This window comes from Pseudomonas sp. 32A, from assembly GCF_052682255.1.
The window spans coordinates 4,424,885-4,446,423 of the sequence record NZ_JBQYLY010000001.1 but is presented as its reverse complement, the minus strand read 5'-3'; the positions used below and the strand labels follow the sequence as shown (position 1 = coordinate 4,446,423).

At 61.0% G+C, this 21,539-nt stretch carries 21 protein-coding genes; 12 read left to right on the top strand and 9 right to left on the bottom strand.

Translation table 11 applies throughout. The features are described 5' to 3' along the window. Nucleotides 1–5: 5 nt before the first annotated feature. The 5 genes from ACUN0G_RS20430 to ACUN0G_RS20410 form a co-directional block, all read right to left on the bottom strand. On the bottom strand, nucleotides 6–1,292 hold the full coding sequence (locus tag ACUN0G_RS20430) for an ABC transporter substrate-binding protein (RefSeq protein ID WP_134327218.1): 1,287 nt from the start codon (nucleotides 1,290–1,292) through the stop codon (nucleotides 6–8). Between the two features lie 105 nt (nucleotides 1,293–1,397). Continuing rightward, a complete protein-coding gene (locus ACUN0G_RS20425; protein ID WP_445574127.1) occupies nucleotides 1,398–2,657 on the bottom strand; it encodes a D-mannose isomerase in 1,260 nt (419 codons plus the stop codon). 156 nt (nucleotides 2,658–2,813) lie between these two features. Beyond that, nucleotides 2,814–3,641, bottom strand: coding sequence for an ATPase (locus tag ACUN0G_RS20420; RefSeq protein ID WP_445574126.1), 828 nt, complete (start codon nucleotides 3,639–3,641; stop codon nucleotides 2,814–2,816). A gap of 118 nt (nucleotides 3,642–3,759) precedes the next feature. Then, nucleotides 3,760–4,758, bottom strand: coding sequence for an NAD-dependent epimerase/dehydratase family protein (locus tag ACUN0G_RS20415; RefSeq protein WP_445574125.1), 999 nt, complete (start codon nucleotides 4,756–4,758; stop codon nucleotides 3,760–3,762). A gap of 52 nt (nucleotides 4,759–4,810) precedes the next feature. Next, a complete protein-coding gene (locus tag ACUN0G_RS20410) occupies nucleotides 4,811–5,704 on the bottom strand; it encodes a LysR family transcriptional regulator ArgP (RefSeq protein WP_063027695.1) in 894 nt (297 codons plus the stop codon). A 99-nt stretch (nucleotides 5,705–5,803) separates the two neighbouring features. Here ACUN0G_RS20410 and ACUN0G_RS20405 point away from each other — a divergent pair, with 99 nt between their 5' ends. The 7 genes from ACUN0G_RS20405 to ACUN0G_RS20375 all read left to right on the top strand — a co-directional run bounded on the left by ACUN0G_RS20405 (nucleotide 5,804) and on the right by ACUN0G_RS20375 (nucleotide 13,381). Continuing rightward, entirely contained in the window at nucleotides 5,804–6,205 is a 402-nt protein-coding gene (locus ACUN0G_RS20405) for an ACT domain-containing protein (RefSeq protein WP_445574124.1), read from the top strand. A 5-nt stretch (nucleotides 6,206–6,210) separates the two neighbouring features. Next, on the top strand, nucleotides 6,211–6,813 hold the full coding sequence (locus ACUN0G_RS20400) for a LysE/ArgO family amino acid transporter (protein WP_076015866.1): 603 nt from the start codon (nucleotides 6,211–6,213) through the stop codon (nucleotides 6,811–6,813). A 187-nt stretch (nucleotides 6,814–7,000) separates the two neighbouring features. After that, nucleotides 7,001–7,597: a superoxide dismutase gene (locus ACUN0G_RS20395; RefSeq protein ID WP_003212997.1), complete on the top strand. Its 597-nt coding sequence runs from the start codon at nucleotides 7,001–7,003 to the stop codon at nucleotides 7,595–7,597. 157 nt (nucleotides 7,598–7,754) lie between these two features. Next, nucleotides 7,755–7,922, top strand: coding sequence for a hypothetical protein (locus tag ACUN0G_RS20390; protein WP_421525416.1), 168 nt, complete (start codon nucleotides 7,755–7,757; stop codon nucleotides 7,920–7,922). A gap of 185 nt (nucleotides 7,923–8,107) precedes the next feature. Continuing rightward, a complete protein-coding gene (locus ACUN0G_RS20385; protein WP_421525417.1) occupies nucleotides 8,108–10,165 on the top strand; it encodes a putative bifunctional diguanylate cyclase/phosphodiesterase in 2,058 nt (685 codons plus the stop codon). Nucleotides 10,166–10,328: 163 nt separating this feature from the next. Continuing rightward, complete coding sequence (locus tag ACUN0G_RS20380) at nucleotides 10,329–11,666, top strand: imelysin family protein (protein ID WP_218264555.1); 1,338 nt, start codon at nucleotides 10,329–10,331, stop codon at nucleotides 11,664–11,666. 260 nt (nucleotides 11,667–11,926) lie between these two features. Beyond that, a complete protein-coding gene (locus ACUN0G_RS20375) occupies nucleotides 11,927–13,381 on the top strand; it encodes a TrkH family potassium uptake protein (RefSeq protein WP_258347358.1) in 1,455 nt (484 codons plus the stop codon). Here ACUN0G_RS20375 and ACUN0G_RS20370 read toward each other — a convergent pair. Continuing rightward, nucleotides 13,338–14,393, bottom strand: a complete 1,056-nt coding sequence (locus ACUN0G_RS20370; RefSeq protein WP_010169878.1) for an AraC family transcriptional regulator — start codon at nucleotides 14,391–14,393, stop codon at nucleotides 13,338–13,340. The two genes, ACUN0G_RS20375 and ACUN0G_RS20370, sit on opposite strands and share 44 nt — an antisense overlap. 161 nt (nucleotides 14,394–14,554) lie before the next feature. On the opposite strand from ACUN0G_RS20370, the gene ACUN0G_RS20365 reads away from it, so the two are divergent. Both ACUN0G_RS20365 and ACUN0G_RS20360 read left to right on the top strand, forming a co-directional pair. Next, the gene (locus ACUN0G_RS20365) at nucleotides 14,555–14,866 is read left to right on the top strand and encodes a DUF962 domain-containing protein (RefSeq protein ID WP_258347359.1); all 312 of its coding nucleotides are present in this window, start codon (nucleotides 14,555–14,557) and stop codon (nucleotides 14,864–14,866) included. 33 nt (nucleotides 14,867–14,899) lie between these two features. After that, nucleotides 14,900–15,484 (top strand): HD domain-containing protein, encoded by a 585-nt coding sequence (locus ACUN0G_RS20360; protein WP_063027683.1) that lies wholly within the window; start codon nucleotides 14,900–14,902, stop codon nucleotides 15,482–15,484. On the opposite strand, the gene ACUN0G_RS20355 is transcribed toward ACUN0G_RS20360, so the two are convergent. Then, complete coding sequence (locus ACUN0G_RS20355; RefSeq protein ID WP_421526222.1) at nucleotides 15,481–16,755, bottom strand: MFS transporter; 1,275 nt, start codon at nucleotides 16,753–16,755, stop codon at nucleotides 15,481–15,483. The two genes, ACUN0G_RS20360 and ACUN0G_RS20355, sit on opposite strands and share 4 nt — an antisense overlap. Before the next feature lie 361 nt (nucleotides 16,756–17,116). On the opposite strand from ACUN0G_RS20355, the gene ACUN0G_RS20350 reads away from it, so the two are divergent. From ACUN0G_RS20350 to ACUN0G_RS20340, 3 genes are all read left to right on the top strand, one after another. After that, nucleotides 17,117–17,245 (top strand): hypothetical protein, encoded by a 129-nt coding sequence (locus ACUN0G_RS20350; protein WP_256579784.1) that lies wholly within the window; start codon nucleotides 17,117–17,119, stop codon nucleotides 17,243–17,245. A 74-nt stretch (nucleotides 17,246–17,319) separates the two neighbouring features. Further along, nucleotides 17,320–17,493, top strand: coding sequence for a hypothetical protein (locus tag ACUN0G_RS20345; protein ID WP_010169883.1), 174 nt, complete (start codon nucleotides 17,320–17,322; stop codon nucleotides 17,491–17,493). Nucleotides 17,494–17,579: 86 nt separating this feature from the next. Continuing rightward, entirely contained in the window at nucleotides 17,580–18,779 is a 1,200-nt protein-coding gene (locus ACUN0G_RS20340; protein WP_421526221.1) for an MFS transporter, read from the top strand. On the opposite strand, the gene arfB is transcribed toward ACUN0G_RS20340, so the two are convergent. Next, nucleotides 18,776–19,189 (bottom strand): alternative ribosome rescue aminoacyl-tRNA hydrolase ArfB, encoded by a 414-nt coding sequence (arfB, locus tag ACUN0G_RS20335; RefSeq protein ID WP_093206840.1) that lies wholly within the window; start codon nucleotides 19,187–19,189, stop codon nucleotides 18,776–18,778. The two genes, ACUN0G_RS20340 and arfB, sit on opposite strands and share 4 nt — an antisense overlap. Nucleotides 19,190–20,074: 885 nt before the next feature. Beyond that, nucleotides 20,075–21,481: an amino acid permease gene (locus ACUN0G_RS20330; RefSeq protein WP_093206834.1), complete on the bottom strand. Its 1,407-nt coding sequence runs from the start codon at nucleotides 21,479–21,481 to the stop codon at nucleotides 20,075–20,077. Between the last annotated feature and the right edge of the window lie 58 nt (nucleotides 21,482–21,539).

The window sequence follows — 21,539 nt, the reverse complement described above, 5'->3', positions numbered from 1 at the left end:
AACCGTTACTTGGCCGACTTGATCGCTGCCGCGAGTTTCTTCGCGGTATCAGCAGGGTCAGCTTTCGGGTCGTTGATGTAGTTGGTCACGACATCAAAGAACGCGCCTTGTACCGCCAGCGTGGTCGCCATGTTGTGCGCCATGCTCGGCTGCAGGCCACCGGTCTGGGCGTCTGCAAGGAAGTCCTTGGCAGCGGTCTGGGCGCAGGAGTCGAAGCCGTATTTGCCCATGTCTTTCAACATGTCGATACGAACCGGGATCGAGCCCTTGTTGATGCTGAAGACTTTCTGGAAGTTTTCGCTCAACACGACCTTGGCGATGTCCTGCTGACCGGCAGCAGTGCCTTTGTCTTTCTGCTTGAAGGCTGCGAGGGAGTCGATGTTGTAGGTGAAGGCCTTGTCGGTGCCCGGGAAGGCTACGCACTCGTAGTCTTTGCCGGCGACTTTCTTGGCGGCGGTCCATTCACTCTTGGCCCAGTCACCCATGATCTGCATGCCGGCCTTGCCGTTGATGACTTTGGCCGCTTCCAGGTTCCAGTCCTGGCCTTTGCCGTCGGCGTCCATGTAGGTCGCGACTTTCTTCAGCTCGGTCAGGGACTTGATCATTTCAGGGCCGGTGAGGGCTTTTTCATCCAGGTCGACCAGGGCCTTCTTGTAACCGTCAGCCCCCATGACCGAGAGCACGACCGCTTCAAAAACGGTGCTGTCCTGCCAAGGCTGGCCACCGTGGGCGAGCGCAATGAAGCCGGCTTTTTTCAGCTTGTCGCCAGCGGCGTAGAATTCTTCGAGGGTGGTAGGCGGTTTTTCGATACCGGCTTTCTTGAAGACTTCCGGGTTGATCCACAGCCAGTTGACGCGGTGGATGTTCACCGGCACGGCGACGTAATCACCTTCGTACTTCACGGTATCCGAGACTTTCTTGTCCAGCAGGCTGTCCCACTTCTCTTCTTTGGCGGGAACCTTCAGGACGTCGGTGTCGAGCAGCCCGGTGGACGCCCATTCCTGGATGTCGGGGCCTTTGATCTGGGCCATGCCTGGCGGGTTGCCAGCAACGGCGCGGCTTTTCAGTACGGTCATGGCAGTCGAACCGCCACCGCCGGCGACGGCACCGTCTTTCCAGGTGAAACCGTCTTTTTCAACTTGGGCCTTCAGGACATCTACTGCCGCTTTCTCGCCACCCGAGGTCCACCAATGCACAACTTCAACCGTCCCTTTCGAGTCGGCGGCAAAAGCACTGAGGGGAAACAACGAGGCAACGGAAATAGCAACGGCGAGGCGACTGATCGCTTTCATCTGAGTACCTTTTTTCTTGTTGTTATGCATGCAAGTCGGTGCTTGCGCTGCAAACGAGTTTAAACAGGGATTTTTAGGTGCAGGTAACAAAGGGACGCCAAAATGTCACCACTTGGTGACATAACGCCCGGCGGCCACGGCACTGGCCATGCTCGGTGCCAAGGGTAGACCCGGCAGCAAGACAGACTGCCAGGCGTGATACAGGTCCGGCTTGCCACCCCATATCTGGCTGCTGGGCTGGTTTTTCGGGCTCAGTTCGTGGTGCCAGCTGCCATGGGTGCGGTCAATGAAATGGCTTTCACAGAACTCCCAGAAGCGCCGGTACCAGATTTCGTAATGCAGCTCACCCGTGCGTTTGAGCAGCGCCTGGGCAGCCGCGCTGGCTTCACAATGGGTCCAGTGCAGGCGCTCGTGCACCACGGGGCGCTGGCTCCAGTCGAGGGTGTAGACAATGCCGGGGGCGCCGTCGACGGCCCAGGCATATTCGCAGGCACTGGCGAACAGGCCTTTGACGTCGGTCAACAACCACTCAGGCGTAACGAGCCCGGCATCCAGGCGCGCCGCCTCCAGGTGCAGCACCAGCCGCGCCCATTCAAAGCCGTGACCAGGGGTGATGCCGTAAGGGCGAAAACCATCGGCCGGATTATCTTCGTTGTAACCGCGCAGGGGTTGCCAGTGACTGTCGAAATGCTCGATCACCATGTACTGGTTTTCCGCCGCATGGGTATGGATCACCCGTTCGACGATGCGTAGCGCGCGATCCAGCCAACGGGTTTCACCGGTGACATCGGCCAGGGCCAGGAAGGCTTCGGTGGCGTGCATGTTGCTGTTGGCGCCGCGATAGGCTTCTACACCACTCCAGTCCTGGGCAAAGGACTCAAGCATCGCGCCCTCCTCTTCGCTCCAGAAGTACTGGTCGATGATGTGGGTCGCGTCGTTGAGCAAGATGTGTGCGCCGGGCGCGCCGGCCACTACTGCCGAGCTGGCAGCCAGGGCCACAAAGGCATGCAGGTAGGCGGCCTTGCCGGTGTTGCCATCGCGGGCATCGGGCGTAGCGAACCAACCACCGTGCCGGGCATCGCGCAGCGGGCCGCTGAGGGCCGCAACGCCATGTTCCACCAGGTCGGCATAACCTGGCAGCCCCAGGCTATGGGCCATGGCGAAGCTGTGGGTCATACGGGCGGTGTTCATGGTTTCAGCGACGGCATCGGGCGGCAAAACGCCGTGATCGTCGAGATTGCCGAAGCCTTCAGGCAGTTTGGAAGCCTTGGCGAATGACAGCAGGCGCTGGCCTTCAGTGGCAAGCCAGGCGTGATGGGCAGGAGCGTTCAGCCAACTACTGGCAGGCAGTGGTTGCGTGGTCATGATTAGCCCTTTTTATTATGTGCGGGATGACGGGAGTCTAAACAAGGGCGGGGCGAGGGCAAGTAACGAAGGAGGTAGGAAATGTCACCGGATGGTGACATTGAGTGTGCCAGGGCCTGCAGGCGCCATGTGTGATGACGCCTGCAGGCCCTCACATCACTGCTGCCCGAGCGGGGTGATCCGGGCCGGCTGGTTGATCTGCTGCTGCAGGTTCTGCACCTGGCTTTGCAAGGCAGTGACGTTGCGCGTGGTCTGGATGCGGAACACGTCGAACTCCTTGGTGGACGGACCGTCGGAGGCCGCCGCGCGGTTGTCCAGTTCACTCTTGAGGACCACGAGGTCCTGCTCCAGGCGGGCGATGGCGGCGGTGGGGTTGCCCTGCTTTTTCAGGGCCGCGACGTCGGCGGAGAGGTCCTTGAACTCGGCGTCCCGGGACTTGAGGGTTGCCACCGCCTCCGTCAGCGCCTGGACCTGGCCTTGCAGTTGCGCGTTGGCACTGGACAGTTGGGCGGTGCTGGCAGTCATTTGCTCCAGGCGTTTGTCCAGGTCGGTGGCTTGGCCGGCCACGCCCAACTGCTGCTTGCCCTGCTCGAGCAGTTGGGTTTCCAGTTGCTTGATCTGCAATTTCAGGGCTTCGCTGCCATTGTTCACGTTAGCTTCGCTGGCCACCACCTTGCCGGAAATATCCTGCAGGCGCCCCGCCGCTTCCTCGCTGATACGCGCGAAGCTTTCCTGGGTGGCCACCAGTTGCTGGCCCATCAGGGAAATCTGCTGGAAGCTCCACCAGGCAAGGCCGGCAAAGGCAAACAGGAGTGCGCCGACCAGTGCCCACAACGGCCCGGTACTGGCGCTCTTGACCTTGACCACAGGCGTTGGCCGGGAACGCACGGACGTGGCCGGCGTAGGCTCGAAATCATCGTCGTCCGGGGTGTCAGCCCGCAGGCTGGGAACGTTGTCAAAGTCGTCGTTAGCATCGTTACGCATGAATCAACCTTCAAACCTTTGAGGTGGCATATGAATAGCCAAGCGCCGGAGTATAAACCCCCGACCTGCCGCACTGATCGACCCTGGGTCGCAAATTCGGTTCCCGGAGTGTTGCCGGTTATTTAAGTGCTGCGTCCTGGGCCTTCCACCAACTGCAGAACTCGTCGAGGGCCGCCCACAGGCTGACCTTGGGCTGGTAGTCGAGATAATGCCGTGCGCGGGTGATGTCGAGGGTGAAATCTTTGTTCATGACCTGCATGCCCAGCCGTGACAAAGACGGCTCCGGACGTCCTGGCCACATCGCACAGAAGGCCTCGTTCAGCGCCGCGACACTGTAGGACAAGCCGTAGGACCGGTAACGGGTGACCTGGGGCATGTCCATTTGACGCATCACATAGTTCACCACATCCCACACCGGCACCGGGGCGCCGTTGCTGATGTTGTAGGCCTTGCCCAACGCTGAACCCGTCGCGAGCAAACCGCTGAGCAACGCTTCATTGAGGTTGTGCACGCTGGTGAAATCCACCTTGTTCAGGCCATCCCCGACAATCGCCAGGCGGTTCTTGTGCTGCATCTTCAACAAGCGCGGGAAGATACTCATGTCACCGGCACCGGTGACAAAACGCGGGCGCAGGGCCAGCACTTCGAGGCCGAATTCCTGGGCGCCAAACACCTTTTGTTCCGCCAGGTATTTGGTGGCCGCATACGGATGCTTGAAGCGCTTGGGCACTTGTTCTTCGGTCACCCCCAGGTGGTCGCGGCCGTCGAAATAGATCGACGGCGACGACAGGTGCACCAGGCGCCCGACCCGCTGCTTGAGGCAGGCCTCCACCACGTTTTCGGTGACCAGCACATTGCCCTGATGGAAGTCCTGATAGCGCCCCCACAGCCCTACGGCCCCGGCGCAATGCACCACGGCCTCGACGTCGCGGCACAGCTCGCGCACCAGGTCCGGATCATTCAAATCACCCTGGATAAACTCGGCGCCGCGCCGCACCAGATGCTCCACACCTTCGGCCCGCCGCCCGTTGACCCGCACGTCCAGGCCCTGCTCCAGAGCGAAACGCGCAAAACGCCCGCCAATGAAGCCGCTTGCGCCGGTGACCAGAATTTTCATGACTTACTCCGCATTCTTTCGTTTTTCATCGCTGTTGCCTTGACGCCGGCCATCACGCCAACGGCACCAACCATTGCCCGGTTGTGTGTGCCAGATGATCCGTCAGCAGCCCCAGCAATTGTCCACCACTGCGCCAATGATGCCAGTACAGAGGCACATCGATCGGCTTATCTGGCAATAACTCCACCAGCACGCCTCTTTCCAGTTGATCGCGCACCTGCAATTCGGGCACCAGGCCCCAGCCCAATCCGGCTTCCGTCAGGCGGATAAAACCTTCGGACGAGGGGCATAAATGGTGTTCGAAACCACCGTCGACACCCAGGGACGCCAGGTAGCGATGCTGCAGAAAGTCATCCGGGCCGAACACCAGCGCCGGGGTGCGGGCCAGTTGATCGGCGCGTACGCCATCGGGAAAGTGCCGCGCGACAAACGCCGGGCTGGCCAGCGCCCGATAGCGCATGGCACCGAGCAACAGGCTGCGGGCACCGGCCACCGGGCGTTCGCTGGCGCAGATACACGCCGCCACTTCGCCGGCACGCATGCGTTTGAGGCCGACGGTCTGGTCTTCTACGACCAAATCCAGCAGCAGGTGTTGCTCGGCGCAGAAGTCGCTCACGGCCTCGGCCCACCAGGTGGCGAGGCTGTCGGCATTCAAGGCGATGCGCAGACGCTCGGGCATGCCCTCTTCATCCAGGGCGGGCACCTGGCTTTGCAGGTCGCGCTCCAACAGCCGCACCTGTTGCACGTGGTTGAGCAAACGGCGGCCGATTTCGGTGGGCGTCGGCGGCGTGGCGCGTACCAGCACCGGCTGGCCGACCCGCGCTTCCAGCAGCTTGATGCGCTGGGAGATCGCCGACTGAGAAATTCCCAGCACTTGGGCGCCCCGCTCAAAGCCAGCCTGTTCCACCACCGCTGCCAGGGCGGAAAGCAATTTATAGTCGAACATCAGTTTTCCTAATGAGCGATCAGCAATATTGGTTTTTCTTATACAGCCTTGGACGGGAGAATAGCCAGCATCGCTTCTTCTTATTCAAGGACCTTCCACATGGCTGGCGAAACCGCCCTGGCAACCCTGCTGCGCAGCATGAGCCCACAGCTCAACGACGGCGACTACGTGTTCTGCACCCTGGCCGACAGCCGCATTCCCGAAGGTTGCGACGTGATCGGCAGCTTTCGCGAGCAGGAAGGCCTGACGCTGATCGTCGAGCGCCAGCAGGCCGAACGGGCCGGACTGGCTTTCGAATACGTAGCGGCGTGGATCACCCTCAACGTGCATTCGGCCCTGGAAGCCGTCGGCCTGACCGCGGCCTTCGCCACCGCCCTGGGCAAGGCCGGGATCAGTTGCAACGTGATTGCCGGCTACTACCACGATCACTTGTTCGTTGGCCGCGCCGATGCCGAGCGCGCGATGAACGTGTTGCAGCAATTGGCAGCGGACGCGGAGTAAATCCTATGTGGCAGAGCTATACGAATGGCCTGTTGGTGGCCTTTGGTTTGATCATGGCGATCGGCACCCAGAACGCGTTTGTGCTGGCGCAGAGCCTGCGGCGCGAACATCACCTGCCCGTGGCGGCGTTATGCGTGGTGTGCGACGCAATCCTGGTGGCCGCCGGCGTGTTCGGCCTGGCGACCGTGCTGGCGCATAACCCGATATTGCTGGCAGTTGCCCGTTGGGGCGGTGCGGCGTTCCTGTTGTGGTACGGCACCCTCGCCCTGCGCCGGGCCTGCTCGAAGCAGAGCCTGGGCCAGGGCGAGAACCTCAAGGTGCGCTCGCTGAAGGCGGTGATGCTCAGCGCCCTGGCGGTGACGTTGCTCAATCCCCACGTGTATCTGGACACGGTTCTGTTGATCGGCTCCCTCGGCGCCCAGCAGACCGAGCCGGGCGCCTACGTGGCCGGTGCCGCCAGCGCTTCATTCCTGTGGTTCATGACCCTGGCCCTGGGCGCCGCATGGCTGGCACCGTGGCTGGCGCGCCCTGCCACCTGGCGAATTCTGGACCTGCTGGTGGCGGCCATGATGTTCAGCGTGGCCTATCAATTAATCAGCGCCGCATAAACTTTTTTCAACAGAAGCCAAAACCCTCTGGAACCTCTATCCCACACAGTTGTTGCGTGGTTTTGCCGCACCCCCGGTGCTATGATCCAGCCCCTGCGCCGCAAAGAGTACAAACTCCCCGGCGCTTGTTTGGCCGCCCGTGATCGGCCTTGCGCTCACCGCAACTGACCTGATTAGGAGAATCATCATGGCTTTCGAATTGCCGCCGCTGCCCTACGCACACGATGCCCTGCAGCCGCACATTTCCAAGGAAACCTTGGAGTATCACCACGACAAGCACCACAACACCTATGTCGTGAACCTGAACAACCTGGTGCCTGGCACCGAGTTCGAAGGCAAGACCCTGGAAGAAATCGTCAAGTCTTCTTCGGGCGGCATCTTCAACAACGCCGCTCAGGTCTGGAACCACACGTTCTACTGGAACTGCCTGGCGCCAAACGCCGGCGGCCAACCTACCGGCGCGCTGGCTGAAGCCATCAACGCAGCCTTCGGTTCGTTCGACAAGTTCAAGGAAGAGTTCACCAAGACTTCCGTCGGCACCTTCGGTTCCGGTTGGGGCTGGCTGGTGAAAAAGGCTGACGGTTCCCTGGCCCTGGCCAGCACCATCGGCGCCGGCAACCCGCTGACCAGCGGCGACACCCCGCTGCTGACCTGCGACGTCTGGGAACACGCTTACTACATCGACTACCGCAACGTGCGTCCAAAGTATGTGGAAGCGTTCTGGAACCTGGTCAACTGGAAGTTCGTGGCTGAGCAGTTCGAAGGCAAAACCTTCACCGCTTAAGCAACGCTTGCAGTAGAAAAAGCCCGGCATTGCCGGGCTTTTTTGTGGGCGGTCACAAACGGAAAAACCCGCCAGGCACAGTGGAACTCAACGACAGGAAATTGCCACCCACGCAGCGAGAGGAATCCGCCTCTCATTCAACATCGGAGATGTACCTATGATCGCAGAAAGCGCAGGCGCCGCAGCACTGGCCCCAATCGTTGCGCCCATGGCCATGCAAGCCGTGGATATGGGGATGAAGGTCGCCCAGGACGTTGCAGGCAAAGCGCTGGACTTCACCCAGCAGGCTGGAAATCAGCAACAACAGCCACCCCTGACCTTTTGATGAACCAAGGAGGGCGGGTGAAAATCCGCCTCCCACCTGATCAGCTTCCCCTTCAACATTTCCCCGCTGCCTGCCCACCAACGCCCCGAACAGCCGCCTGTCGCAATGTCCCTTTGACTGCCATCACTGGATTGCCAATACTCATGGCATATTGAGGCTACCCGCATGGAACAAGGAATACCCCTTTGAAGCTGGAACTCAAAAACAGCTTGTCGGTGAAGTTGCTACGGGTGGTGCTGCTTTCGGCATTGGCAGTGGGCGTGGTGCTGAGCGCGGCGCAGATCGTCTTTGATGCGTATAAGACGCGCCAGGCCGTGGCCGGTGATGCCCAACGTATCCTCGACATGTTTCGCGACCCGTCCACCCAGGCCGTCTACAGCCTGGACCGGGAGATGGGCATGCAGGTCATCGAAGGTCTGTTCCAGGACGATGCCGTGCGCATGGCCTCCATCGGCCACCCCAACGAAACCATGCTCGCGGAGAAAACCCGCGACCTGCAACAATCCCCGACCCGCTGGCTGACCGACCTGATTCTGGGCCAGGAGCGCACCTTCACCACGCCACTGGTGGGGCGCGGGCCTTATAGCGAGTACTACGGCGACCTGAGCATCACCCTCGACACCGCCACCTATGGCAAAGGGTTTCTCGTCAGTTCGGTGATCATTTTCATCTCCGGGGTGCTGCGGGCCCTGGCCATGGGCCTGGTGTTGTACCTGGTCTATCACTGGCTGCTGACCAAGCCGCTGTCGCGCATCATCGAGCACCTGAGTTCAATCAACCCGGACCGCCCCAGCGAGCACAAGATCCCGCAGCTCAAGGGCCACGAGAAAAACGAGCTGGGGATCTGGATCAACACCGCCAACCAGTTGCTCGAATCCATCGAGCGCAACACGCACTTGCGCCATGAGGCGGAAAACAGCCTGCTGCGCATGGCCCAGTACGACTTTCTTACCGGCCTGCCGAACCGCCAGAAGTTGCAGGAGCAACTGGACAAGATCCTGATCGACGCCGGCCGCCGCCAACGCAGCGTTGCAGTGCTGTGCGTGGGGCTGGATGACTTCAAAAGCGTCAACGAGCAGTTTACCTACCAGGCCGGCGACCAATTGCTGCTGGCCCTGGCCGACCGTCTGCGGGCCCACAGTGGCCGTCTCGGCGCCCTCGCCCGCCTGGGTGGCGACCAGTTCGCCCTGGTGCAGGCCGATATCGAGCAACCCTACGAAGCCGCCGAACTGGCACAAAGCATTCTTGATGACCTGGAAGCGGAATTCGCCCTCGACGATGGGCACGAGCAGATACGCCTGCGTGCCACCATCGGCATCACCCTGTTCCCGGAAGACGGCGACAGCACCGAGAAGCTGCTGCAAAAAGCCGAACAGACCATGACCCTGGCCAAGAGCCGTTCGCGCAACCGCTACCAGTTCTATATCGCCAGCGTCGACAGCGAAATGCGCCGCCGCCGTGAACTGGAAAAGGATCTGCGCGACGCCTTGAGCCGCGAGCAGTTCCACCTGGTGTACCAGCCGCAGATCAGCTATCTCGACCATCGCGTGGTGGGTGTCGAAGCCTTGATTCGCTGGCAGCACCCGGAACACGGCCTGGTGCCGCCCGACCTGTTTATCCCCTTGGCCGAACAGAACGGCACCATCATTGCCATCGGCGAATGGGTGCTGGACCAGGCCTGCCGGCAACTGCGGGAATGGCATGACCTGGGCTTCACCGAGCTGCGCATGGCGGTCAACCTGTCCACCGTACAGTTGCACCATGCCGAGCTGCCACGGGTGGTCAACAACCTGCTGCAAATCTACCGCCTGCCGCCCCGCAGCCTGGAGCTGGAAGTCACCGAGACCGGCCTGATGGAGGACATCAGCACCGCCGCCCAGCACCTGCTGAGCCTGCGCCGCTCCGGGGCGCTGATTGCAATTGATGACTTCGGCACGGGTTATTCGTCCCTGAGCTATCTGAAAAGCCTGCCGCTGGACAAGATCAAGATCGACAAGAGCTTCGTCCAGGACCTGCTGGATGACGACGACGATGCGACCATCGTGCGGGCCATCATCCAGCTCGGCAAAAGCCTCGGCATGCAGGTGATCGCCGAAGGCGTGGAGACCGCCGAACAGGAGGCCTACATCATCTCCGAGGGTTGCCACGAAGGTCAGGGCTACCACTACAGCAAACCCCTGCCGGCACGGGAGTTGGCGGTCTACTTGAAACAGGCCCAACGCAATAACGCGGCCATTCTCTGAAGCAATGCTGGCCAGTGGTGCCCCGCGCACCGATGGCCAGCGAATCGAAACTAAATATTTCCTAGTTATAACCCTTTACACAAAATGCAAATCTTTCGCATTATGTCGCAGTTTTGCGCGCCCCCCCGCGTGCCCCATCATCAACCGAAGCAGGATGTTCGCCATGATTCGTATGCCCCTGGCCACCGCCAGCCTTCTCGCCATTGCCATTTCTCTTGCCGGTTGCGGTGAAGGCAAAGACAAGGCCGCCGCACCTCAAGCCCCGGCCGCCGCCAGCACTCCAGCCCCTGCGGCTGCCCCGGCAGGCCAGGTCGACGAGGCCGCTGCCAAGGCCGTGGTCGCGCATTACGCTGACATGGTCTTCGCCGTCTACAGCGATGCCGAGTCCACCGCGAAAACCCTGCAAACCGCGATCGACACCTTCCTCGCCAACCCGAACGACGACACCCTGAAAGCGGCCCGTACCGCCTGGATCGCCGCCCGCGTGCCGTACCTGCAGAGTGAAGTGTTCCGCTTCGGCAACACCATCATTGACGACTGGGAAGGCCAAGTGAACGCCTGGCCCCTGGACGAAGGCCTGATCGACTACGTCGACAAAACCTACGAACACGCCCTGGGCAACCCTGGCGCAACCGCCAACATCATCGCCAACAACGAAATCCAGGTCGGCGAAGACAAGGTCGATGTGAAAGACATCACCCCGGAAAAACTCGCCAGCCTGAACGAGCTGGGCGGTTCCGAGGCCAACGTGGCCACCGGTTACCACGCGATTGAGTTCCTGCTCTGGGGCCAGGACCTGAACGGCACCGGCCCGGGCGCCGGCAATCGTCCAGCATCGGACTACATGACCGGTGATGGCGCTACTGGCGGCCACAACGAACGCCGCCGCACCTACCTGCGCGCCGTGACTCAACTGTTGGTCAGCGACCTGGAAGAAATGGTCGGCAACTGGAAACCCAACGTCGAAGACAACTACCGCGCCACCCTGGAAGCCGAAGCGCCGACCGATGGCCTGCGCAAAATGCTGTTCGGCATGGGTAGCCTGTCCCTGGGCGAACTGGCCGGTGAACGCATGAAGGTTTCCCTGGAAGCCAACTCGCCGGAAGACGAACAGGATTGCTTCAGCGACAACACCCACAACTCGCACTTCTATGACGCCAAGGGTATTCGTAACGTTTACCTGGGTGAGTACACCCGCACCGACGGTACCAAGATGACCGGCCCAAGCCTGTCGTCCCTGGTGGCCAAGGCTGATCCGACCGCCGATGCGACACTGAAAGCTGACCTGGCGTCGACCGAAGCGAAGATCCAGGTGATGGTCGACCACGCCAACAACGGTGAGCATTACGACCAGTTGATCGCGGCCGGTAACGATAAAGGCAACCAGATCGTGCGTGATGCCATCGCCGCGCTGGTCAAGCAGACCGGCTCGATCGAACAGGCCGCTGGCAAGCTGGGCATCAGTGACTTGAACCCGGATAACGCTGATCACGATTTCTGATCCGTGCCGCGTTGAATGAGGCGACCTTCGGGTCGCCTTTTTTGTGCCTGCCCTTCAAGGTCCATTAACCACCGCAACCCCCTGTGGGAGCGGGCTTGCTCGCGAAAGCGGAGGGTCAGCCAATGCATCCGTTGACTGGCACACCGCTTTCGCGAGCAAGCCCGCTCCCACATTTGCCCGGCGTCGCCTTCCAGCCCCCGGTTTACTTGCCCTGCACCGCAGGTAGAATGGCGCCTTTCCTGTCACACCGAGCGGACCTCATGGCGTTGCCGACCTTACGGATAATCGGTTTCATAATCGGCATCTTCCTGATCACCCTGGCGATCGCCATGGTCATCCCCATGGCGACCCTAGTGTTCTTCGAACGCACCAGCGACCTGCCATCGTTCCTCTGGGCCAGCCTGATCACCTTCATCGCCGGCCTGGCGCTGGTGATCCCCGGCCGCCCGGAGCACGTGCACCTGCGCCCCCGGGACATGTACCTGCTGACCGTCTCCAGCTGGCTGGTGGTGTGCATCTTCGCCGCACTGCCGTTCCTGCTGACCCAGCACATCAGCTACACCGACTCGTTCTTCGAAAGCATGTCCGGCATCACCGCCACCGGTTCCACGGTGCTCAGCGGCCTGGACACCATGTCCCCGGGCATCCTCATCTGGCGCTCGCTGCTGCACTGGCTCGGCGGCATCGGCTTTATCGGCATGGCGGTGGCGATCCTGCCGCTGCTGCGCATCGGTGGCATGCGCCTGTTCCAGACCGAGTCCTCCGACCGCTCGGAAAAGGTCATGCCCCGCTCGCACATGGTGGCGCGCCTGATCGTGGCGGCGTACGTGGGCATCACCATCCTCGGCAGCCTGGCGTTCTGGTGGGCAGGCATGGGCCTGTTCGATGCGATCAACCATGCGATGTCGGCGATTTCCACCGGCGGGTTCTCCACCTCCGATGAATCCCTGGCCCACTGGAAACAGCCGGCGGTGCACTGGGTGGCGGTGGTGGTGATGATTCTCGGCAGCCTGCCGTTCACCCTGTATGTGGCCACGATGCGCGGCAACCGCCGGGCGCTGATCAAGGACCAGCAGGTGCAGGGCATGCTCGGTTTGCTGGTGGTGACCTGGCTGGTGCTCGGCACCTGGTATTGGTGGACCACCAATCTGCATTGGCTGGAGGCGCTGCGCCACGTGGCGGTAAACGTCACTTCGGTAGTGACTACCACCGGTTTTGCGCTGGGGGACTACAGCATCTGGGGCAATTTCTCGCTGATGCTGTTCTTTTACCTGGGCTTTGTGGGCGGTTGCTCCGGTTCCACCGCTGGCGGGATCAAGATTTTCCGTTTCCAGGTCGCCTACATCCTGCTCAAGGCCAACTTGAACCAGCTGATTCACCCTCGGGCGGTGATCAAGCAGAAGTACAACGGCCATCGCCTCGATGAAGAAATCGTGCGTTCGATCCTGACCTTTTCGTTTTTCTTCGCCATCACCATCTGCGCCATCGCCCTGGCCCTGTCACTGCTGGGCCTGGACTGGATGACCGCGCTGACCGGCGCCGCCAGCACCGTGTCCGGTGTAGGCCCGGGCCTGGGGGAAACCATCGGCCCGGCCGGCAACTTCTCCACCCTGCCGGACGCCGCCAAGTGGATCCTGTCCCTCGGCATGCTGCTGGGCCGGCTGGAGATCATTACGGTGTTTGTGCTGTGCATTCCGGCGTTTTGGCGTCACTGACCGGAGCCTCCTGCAACCGCGCCCGGTACTCGCCGGGCGTGGCATCGAACCAGCGGCGGAACGCGCGAAAGAAGTTGCTCGGGTCGGCAAACCCCAACAGGTAGGCAATTTCCAGCAGGGTCATGCTCGGCTGTGCCAGGTATTGCTCGGCCAGTTCGCGGCGGGTGTCGTCGAGCAAGGTCTGGAAACTGGTGCCCTCCTCCTGCAAGCGCCGCTGCAAGGTGCGCTGGGACAGGTGCAAGGTCTGCGCAACCACCTCGCGCTTGGGCTCGCCTTGCGGCAGCAATCGGCACAATACCTGCCGCGCCTTGTGGGTCACCCGGCTCTCGGAAAACCGCGCCAGATACTCCCCGGCAAAACGATCATGCAACAACGCCATCGCCTCGTTCGCCGTGGGCAACGGCGCCTCCATATCCGCCCGCTCGAAGATCAGCGCGTCATAGGGCGCGTTGAACACCAGCGGTGCATGGAACGCTTGTTTGTAGGGTGCCAGGTCCGCTGGTTGATCGCCCTGCACCAGCACTTTGCGCGGTTGCAGAGTGCGCCCGGTCAGCCAGCCGCATAACGCCAGGGCACTGGCCAGAGACGCTTCGGCGCTTTGCCGGGTGGGCGGCAGATGGTCGCCGTGCACGGTAAGAATCAGCGCATAACCTTCGGGTAACAGTCGGAAACTCAGGTCAGCACTTTCAGCGATGATTCGCTGATAACGCACCAGCCGCATAAAGCCTTCGGCCAGGGTGTTACTGGACATCAAGGCGTAGCCGGCCACATGAAACGACGCCGGGCGCACCACCTTACCCATGTTCAAGCCGATCGCCGGGTTGCCCGACAGCTCGACCGCGCGCTGCCAGAGCCGGGTCATGGAGTCCTGGGGGAAGCGTGCATCCGGGTCATTCAACGCGGCGTAATCCAGGCCAAGCTGCTTGAACAAGGCACGGCAATCCAGGCCGTCCATCTCCAGCGCCTTGACTATCCCCATCGCCCAGCTTGCAGAAGTCGTTCGTTCGCTCATGGCGTTTTCTTAACAAGGAAGGCTGAAACGACAGCCAGGAATCCGAAGGATACTAAAGTGGCATCTATTGTCACTGGCTGTTACCACTGATGACTCTAGACTCAAATAAGCTCCCCGCCGAACACCTGTCGGGCAGAACAATAACCAGAGGGCTGGATACTGTGGAAAATGTCAGACAATTCAACAGCTTCGCTGATTTCTACCCGTACTACCTGAGGGAACACGGCAACAGCACCTGCCGTCGCCTGCACTTTATCGGCACCAGCCTCGTGATCTTCTTTCTTGCGTTCGCGATCGGCAAAGGCGCCTGGTGGCTGCTGCTGGCGGTGCCGGTGGCGGGCTACAGCTTTGCCTGGGTCGGCCACTTCTTCTTTGAAAAGAACCGTCCGGCCACCTTCCAGCACCCGCTTTACAGCCTGTTGGGGGATTTTGTGATGTACCGCGACATGATTCTGGGCAAAGTGCCGTTCTAGCCCTGCCCTTCAAAAACAATTAGAGCGCCCTTGATGAACCAGCAGGCCCGCTTTACCCATATGCAGGACGGCACACAGGAAGACTGGGCGATCATCGCCAAGGATTTCAGCGCCTATGCCCGGCAACTGCCGACCCGGATCGTGGCGCACCTGCGACTGCTGGAGGGCGACTTCGGCGGCTTCCCGGTGGACCGCCTGACCCACTCGCTGCAAACCGCCAGCCGCGCCTGGCACGACGGGCGCGATGAAGAGTACGTGGTGTGCGCCCTGCTCCACGACATCGGTGACACCCTGGGTTCCTACAACCACCCGGACATCGCCGCCGCGATCCTCAAGCCATTTGTGAGCCCCGAAAATCTGTGGATGGTGGAGAAGCACGGGATTTTCCAGGGCTACTATTTCTTCCATCACCTGGGGATGGACCGCCACCTGCGCGAGCAATTTGGCGACCACCCGCAGTACCGGCAAACCATCGAGTTCTGCGCCCAATACGACGCGGCGGCGTTCGATCCGGCCTACGACACCCTGCCGTTGAGCTTCTTCGAACCGATGCTGGCGCGGGTGTTTGCCCAGCCGAAGCACTCGCTCTACAAGGCGGCGATGGAGCGCCAGGGTTAAACCGGCAACAGGGTGCCGCCGTGACCGGTTTGGGTGGCCGGCTCCGGGCCTTTAACAATCTCCCGGGCCACAGTCAGGATGATGATGGCAGCGATGATGTCGAAAATCGCCAGCACCACAAACAGCGGGCTGTAGCCGACCTTGGTCACCAACACGCCGAACACGGCGGTAAATGCCGCTGCCCCGATAAACCCGCACATCTGCCCGCCCCCGGTCGCGGTGGCCACGTCGTTCTTGCCGAATGAGTCCGAGGCGATGGAAAACAGCGCGCCCGATAAGGTCTGGTGCGCGAAACCACCGACACACAGCAGGGCAATCGCGGTGTAGGCACTGTCCACTAGGCCGATGCACGCCGGGCCGATCATGCACAGGCAACCGAACAACATCACCAGCTTGCGCGAGGTGAACAGCGATACCTTGAAGTAGCGATGGAACAGCGGGCTCAGGTAGCCACCCAGTACGCAGCCGATGTCGGCGGCCAGGAATGGCAGCCAGGCGAACAGCGCCATTTCCTTGATGTTCATGTGCCGCTCGGTCATCAGGTACAGCGGAATCCAGGCGTTGAAGGTCTGCCAGGCCGGTTCCGAGAGCATCCGCGCCGAGGCGATGGCGAAAAAGTTGCGGCTCTTGAGGATGCGCTTCCAGCTGGCTTTCTTCTGCACGCCTTCCTTGAGGTGGGTTTCCTGGCCGGCTTCGATGTACTCACGTTCGGCTTGAGCCAGCAGGCGCTGGTCACGCGGGTGCTTGTACAGCAGCAGCCACAGCCCGCTCCATACCAGGCCGATACCGCCGACGATCAGGAACGCCAACTGCCAGCCGCTGTGCAGAATCGCCCAGACCACCAGCGGCGGCGCCAGCAGCGCACCAAACGACGAACCAAAGTTGAACCAGCCGATGGCGACGGAGCGCTCCTTGGCCGGGAACCACTCGGTAATCGCCTTGACGCCGCCGGGGAAGCCCGCCGATTCCGTCAGCCCCAGGGCGCCACGGGCCACGGCCAGGCTCTGCCAGCCCGTGGCGAACGCCGCCAGCGCGCACACCACCGACCAGGAAATGGCGAAGATCGCAAAGCCCATCTTGGTGCCAATCGCATCGATCACATAACCGGCGATCGGCTGCATCAAGGCATAGCACACCTGCCAGGCAACAACGATATGGGAGTACTGCTCAGTGGAGATGCTCAGGTCGGTCATCAGCGTGGGGGCTGCGACGGACAGCGTATTGCGGGCCAGGTAGTTAATAATCAGGCCGACCGTCATCAGCCCGACCATCCACCAACGGATGCCTTTGATTTTCATCGCTTCACCTTAATTATTTTTAGATTTGAGGCTTACGTTCTGCGACCGAGCGCGCCCATATTACGGGCGCTATAAAACTGTAACGTCATATGTCGTCATACAACTGTTAGCGTTATATTCAGTCCGCAACACGATGTCAATCCGTTAAGGGTGATGTTGTACGATGACAATCGATCACCTGTGGCGCCACGTCACTTGCGCGGCGGGATGAAGAGGTGTTCATTTTTCGAGATAAAATCTTTCTGTCATTTACAGTGCTGTATCCTGCCCAAGCTTTTTGAAAGCGCGGAATCACCTGCGATTGATAAAACAGATCTTGCGAGGAGCGACGACGATGCACGAAATCCCTAATCTCCCCTTCCCAAGCCTGCGCGAAACTGAGCAGCCAACCCCGCAACAGGCCGGTGCCAGCAAGCCCGAGCCAAAAGAGGCAAAACCGGTCGACCGCAAGCGCGAAGACTGAGAGCCGTACCCAGACCGTGTGGAAAGCGTGACATTGCGCGCTTTCCACACCGCCTGAACACCGTGAGCCCCGCCATGACCGACACCACGCCCGATACCGCCCTGCTCGACACTGCCCTGCAGATGGTCGATGTATGGAACCGCCTCACCCCGGAAAAACAGGCCCTCCTGCTCAAGCGCTTCGGCACCCAGGAAAACGCCCTCGCCGCCTTGGTAACCACGCAACTGCTCAACCCCGCCGATCGCTAAAAATTTGGTTTGCTGCCCCCGCACGCGCCCAGCATCGGTATCATAAGCAGCCTATCTTTTCCTGCTGCGACAGTGGACCTCTCCCCATGCCAGATACCCAGCGCCCCATGGCGGTCACGCTGCAAGTCGTTTCCATCGTTCTGTTCACCTTCATCGGCTACCTGAATATCGGCATTCCCCTGGCCGTGTTGCCCGGCTATGTGCACAGCGAGCTGGGCTTTGGCGCCGTGATCGCCGGCCTCGTAATCAGCGTGCAATACCTGGCCACCCTGCTGAGCCGGCCCTATGCCGGGCGCATCATCGATAATCGCGGCAGCAAGCGCGCCGTCATGTACGGCCTGGCGGGTTGCGGGTTGAGCGGCGTGTTCATGTTGCTCTCGGCGTGGCTGTCACACCTGCCGGCATTGAGCCTCACCAGCCTGCTGATCGGCCGCCTGGTGCTGGGCAGCGCTGAAAGCCTGGTGGGCTCGGGCTCCATTGGCTGGGGCATCGGCCGGGTGGGCGCGGCGAATACCGCCAAGGTCATCTCCTGGAACGGCATCGCCAGCTACGGCGCCCTGGCCATCGGCGCGCCACTGGGGGTGCTGCTGGTCAGTCACTTCGGGCTGTGGAGCATGGGCGTCAGCATCATCCTGCTGGCGGTGCTGGGCCTGCTGCTGGCCTGGCCGAAAGTCGCGGCGCCAATCGTGGTGGGCGAGCGTCTGCCGTTCATGCACGTGCTCGGGCGCGTACTGCCCCACGGCTGCGGCCTGGCGCTGGGCTCGATCGGGTTTGGCACGATTGCGACCTTCATCACCTTGTATTACGCGACCCAGCACTGGGATAACGCGGTGCTGTGCCTGAGCCTGTTCGGTGCCAGCTTTATCGGGGCGCGGTTGTTGTTCGGGAATTTGATCAACCGCATTGGTGGGTTTCGCGTGGCGATTGCCTGCCTGTCGGTGGAGACCCTGGGCCTGCTGCTGTTGTGGCTGGCGCCGGATCCCCATTTGGCATTGGCGGGCGCGGCGTTGAGCGGGTTTGGGTTTTCCCTGGTGTTTCCGGCGTTGGGTGTGGAAGCGGTCAACCTGGTGCCCGCCTCGAGCCGGGGCGCGGCGGTGGGGGCGTATTCGCTGTTTATCGATTTGTCGCTGGGGATCACCGGGCCGTTGGCCGGGGCGATTGCGGCGGGGTTCGGGTTTGCCTCGATCTTCCTGTTTGCGGCGATCGCGGCGTTTGGCGGGTTGCTGTTGAGCCTGTATTTGTATCGGCAGGCGCCTAAGTACCGCGAGGAGCGGGACGCGGCTTAGAAATCGACCTTGCCGCGGCCGGCCTTGATGCTGCCGCGTTTGGTTTTGGATTCGAGGCGGCGCTTCTTTGAGCCCAGGGTGGGTTTGGTGGGGCGGCGTTTCTTTTCGACCTTGGTGGCGCTGAGGATCAGCTCGACCAGGCGCTCGAGGGCGTCGGCGCGGTTTTGTTCCTGGGTGCGGTATTGCTGGGCCTTGAGGATCAGCACGCCATCGCTGGTGATGCGGGTGTCGCGCAGGGCCAGCAGGCGTTCCTTGTAGAAGTCAGGCAGGGACGAGGCCGGGATGTCGAAACGCAGGTGCACGGCGCTGGAGACTTTGTTGACGTTTTGACCGCCGGCGCCTTGGGCGCGGATGGCTGTCAGTTCGATCTCGGCGTCGGGGAGGTGCACGTTGTTGGAAATCACCAGCATTTTTTGATCGGGCCTTGGGGTGAGGGGTAAGGATACGCCAATGTGGTGGGCTGCTGGGGGCTGGGGGCATATCCGTTATTTAGGTAACGGCCGCCTATGGTTCCGCTCTTACAGCGGCTCACTTTTGAAGAGCGCAAAAGTAAGCAAAACGCTCTTGCCCCACCACTCGGCTCCTCGCCTAGGCTCGGAGTGCCCTCACTCCGGCTTTGGACCGTGGGCCGCCGTCATGGGCCATCCCTGGCCCAGGACGGCTAACCTGGCGTCCTGCCAGGTTACCCACGCTCCAAAGCCTGCGTTCGGCCAGCGTGGTTTAACGGGGCGCCTAAGATCAAAATCAAGATCAAAAGCAAAAGCACAGCGGCCTCCCGGCCGGCTTGAGTGTTAAAAGCAAAATCAAAATCTAAAGCGGGCACGGTCAAAAATGTGGGAGCGGGCTTGCTCGCGAAGGTCGTTAACGATGACGTGGGCATTCTGAATGAACGCGGCGGTCTCAGGTTTTTCGCGAGCAAGCCCGCTCCCACAGAAAAGCAGATTTGTTTTCGCTCTGGTTTTTGCTTTGGCTTTTAACACTCAAGCCGGCCTGTAGGCCGCTGTGCTCTTGCTTTTGATTTTGATCTTAGGCGCCCCGTTAACCACGATGGCCGCAAGTAGGCACGGTGGAGCGGGTAAATCGGCAGGGAAGCCGATTTAGCCGCGCCGGGCCATGGATGGCCCGTCGCGGCGGCCCGCGGAACCGGGCCGGAGTGCGGGCATGCCGAGCCTAAGCGAGGCACCGAGTGGTGGGGCAAAGACCTTTTGGTTACTTTTGGGGCGTTTGCCAAAAGTGACCCGCTGTAAGAGCGGAACCATAAGTCGCCGTTACCGAAGAAACGGATATGTACACCATCAACTCAACACCACCCCCTCCCGAGCCTTACGCCTGTTCTTGATCCCATAGCAAACCCACATAAACACCACCCAAACCGGAATCGCATACACCGACACCTGAATCCCCGGAATCAGCAGCATCACCCCAAGAATAAACACCACAAACGCCAGGCAAACATAATTCCCATACGGATACCAAAGCGCCTTGAACAACGGCACCTGCCCCGTCCGATCCATATGCTGGCGAAACTTGAAATGCGAAAAGCTGATCATCGCCCAGTTAATCACCAGGGTCGCCACCACCAGCGACATCAGCAACTCCAGCGCATGCTGCGGAATCAGATAATTCATCAACACCGCCACCAGCGTGATCGCCGCCGACGCCAGGATCGACCGCACCGGCACCCCACGCTTGTCGATCTTCGCCAATGCACGAGGCGCGTCACCCTGCTCGGCCATCCCCAACAACATCCGGCTATTGCAGTAAGTGCCGCTGTTGTAGACCGACAACGCCGCCGTCAGCACCACAAAGTTGAGAATGTGCGCCGCCGTGTTACTGCCCAACATCGAAAACACCTGCACAAACGGACTGCCGCTATAAGCGTCACCCGAAGCGTTCAGCGTCTCCAGCAAACTGTCCCAAGGCGTCAACGACAACAGCACCACCAACGCGCCGATGTAGAAAATCAGAATCCGGTAGATCACCTGATTGATCGCCTTCGGAATCACCGTACGCGGCTGGTCCGCCTCGGCTGCGGTAAACCCGAGCATCTCCAGACCACCAAACGAAAACATGATGATCGCCATGGCCATCACCAAACCACCTACACCATGGGGAAAGAACCCACCGTGCTCCCACAGGTTGGTCACCGAAGCCTGCGGCCCGCCGGTGCCGCTCACCAGCAGATAACTGCCCAGGGCGATCATGCCGACAATGGCAACCACCTTGATGATCGCAAACCAGAACTCGGCCTCGCCGAAGACTTTGACGTTGGACAGGTTGATCACATTGATCAGCACAAAAAACGCCGCCGCCGACACCCAGGTCGGGATCTCGGGCCACCAGTAATGCACGTACTTGCCGACGGCCGTCAGCTCCGACATGCCCACCAGGATGTACAGGATCCAGCAGTTCCAGCCCGACAGAAAGCCGGCGAAACCGCCCCAGTACTTGTGGGCAAAGTGGCTGAAGGAACCGGCTACCGGCTCTTCGACGATCATCTCGCCCAGCTGGCGCATGATCATGAAGGCGATAAAGCCGCAGATGGCGTAACCGAGGATCATCGACGGCCCGGCGGATTTCAGCACGCCAGCCGAACCGAGGAACAACCCGGTGCCAATCGCGCCACCGAGGGCGATCAGTTGAATATGGCGATTTTTCAGGCCGCGCTTCAGCTCGCCTGAATGCGAGTTGGCTTCACTCATGGAAAGGGTCTCACGCAAGGTTTGATGGTGCTCATGGAGGGGTGCTGCTTTGGTAACG

Excerpts from the sequence above, each read along its gene's own strand:
- ACUN0G_RS20355 (WP_421526222.1), bottom strand. The coding sequence starts at position 16,755 with ATGGTCGGGCTGATGACGGTCGGCCTGATTATTAACTACCTGGCCCGC.
- ACUN0G_RS20370 (WP_010169878.1), bottom strand. The coding sequence starts at position 14,393 with ATGAGCGAACGAACGACTTCTGCAAGCTGGGCGATGGGGATAGTCAAG.
- ACUN0G_RS20410 (WP_063027695.1), bottom strand. The coding sequence starts at position 5,704 with ATGTTCGACTATAAATTGCTTTCCGCCCTGGCAGCGGTGGTGGAACAG.
- ACUN0G_RS20405 (WP_445574124.1), top strand. The coding sequence starts at position 5,804 with ATGGCTGGCGAAACCGCCCTGGCAACCCTGCTGCGCAGCATGAGCCCA.
- ACUN0G_RS20360 (WP_063027683.1), top strand. The coding sequence starts at position 14,900 with ATGAACCAGCAGGCCCGCTTTACCCATATGCAGGACGGCACACAGGAA.
- ACUN0G_RS20375 (WP_258347358.1), top strand. The coding sequence starts at position 11,927 with ATGGCGTTGCCGACCTTACGGATAATCGGTTTCATAATCGGCATCTTC.
- ACUN0G_RS20390 (WP_421525416.1), top strand. The coding sequence starts at position 7,755 with ATGATCGCAGAAAGCGCAGGCGCCGCAGCACTGGCCCCAATCGTTGCG.
- ACUN0G_RS20330 (WP_093206834.1), bottom strand. The coding sequence starts at position 21,481 with ATGAGTGAAGCCAACTCGCATTCAGGCGAGCTGAAGCGCGGCCTGAAA.
- ACUN0G_RS20340 (WP_421526221.1), top strand. The coding sequence starts at position 17,580 with ATGCCAGATACCCAGCGCCCCATGGCGGTCACGCTGCAAGTCGTTTCC.
- ACUN0G_RS20395 (WP_003212997.1), top strand. The coding sequence starts at position 7,001 with ATGGCTTTCGAATTGCCGCCGCTGCCCTACGCACACGATGCCCTGCAG.
- ACUN0G_RS20425 (WP_445574127.1), bottom strand. The coding sequence starts at position 2,657 with ATGACCACGCAACCACTGCCTGCCAGTAGTTGGCTGAACGCTCCTGCC.
- ACUN0G_RS20345 (WP_010169883.1), top strand. The coding sequence starts at position 17,320 with ATGACCGACACCACGCCCGATACCGCCCTGCTCGACACTGCCCTGCAG.
- ACUN0G_RS20380 (WP_218264555.1), top strand. The coding sequence starts at position 10,329 with ATGATTCGTATGCCCCTGGCCACCGCCAGCCTTCTCGCCATTGCCATT.
- ACUN0G_RS20400 (WP_076015866.1), top strand. The coding sequence starts at position 6,211 with ATGTGGCAGAGCTATACGAATGGCCTGTTGGTGGCCTTTGGTTTGATC.
- ACUN0G_RS20350 (WP_256579784.1), top strand. The coding sequence starts at position 17,117 with ATGCACGAAATCCCTAATCTCCCCTTCCCAAGCCTGCGCGAAACTGAG.
- arfB (WP_093206840.1), bottom strand. The coding sequence starts at position 19,189 with ATGCTGGTGATTTCCAACAACGTGCACCTCCCCGACGCCGAGATCGAA.
- ACUN0G_RS20415 (WP_445574125.1), bottom strand. The coding sequence starts at position 4,758 with ATGAAAATTCTGGTCACCGGCGCAAGCGGCTTCATTGGCGGGCGTTTT.
- ACUN0G_RS20430 (WP_134327218.1), bottom strand. The coding sequence starts at position 1,292 with ATGAAAGCGATCAGTCGCCTCGCCGTTGCTATTTCCGTTGCCTCGTTG.
- ACUN0G_RS20420 (WP_445574126.1), bottom strand. The coding sequence starts at position 3,641 with ATGCGTAACGATGCTAACGACGACTTTGACAACGTTCCCAGCCTGCGG.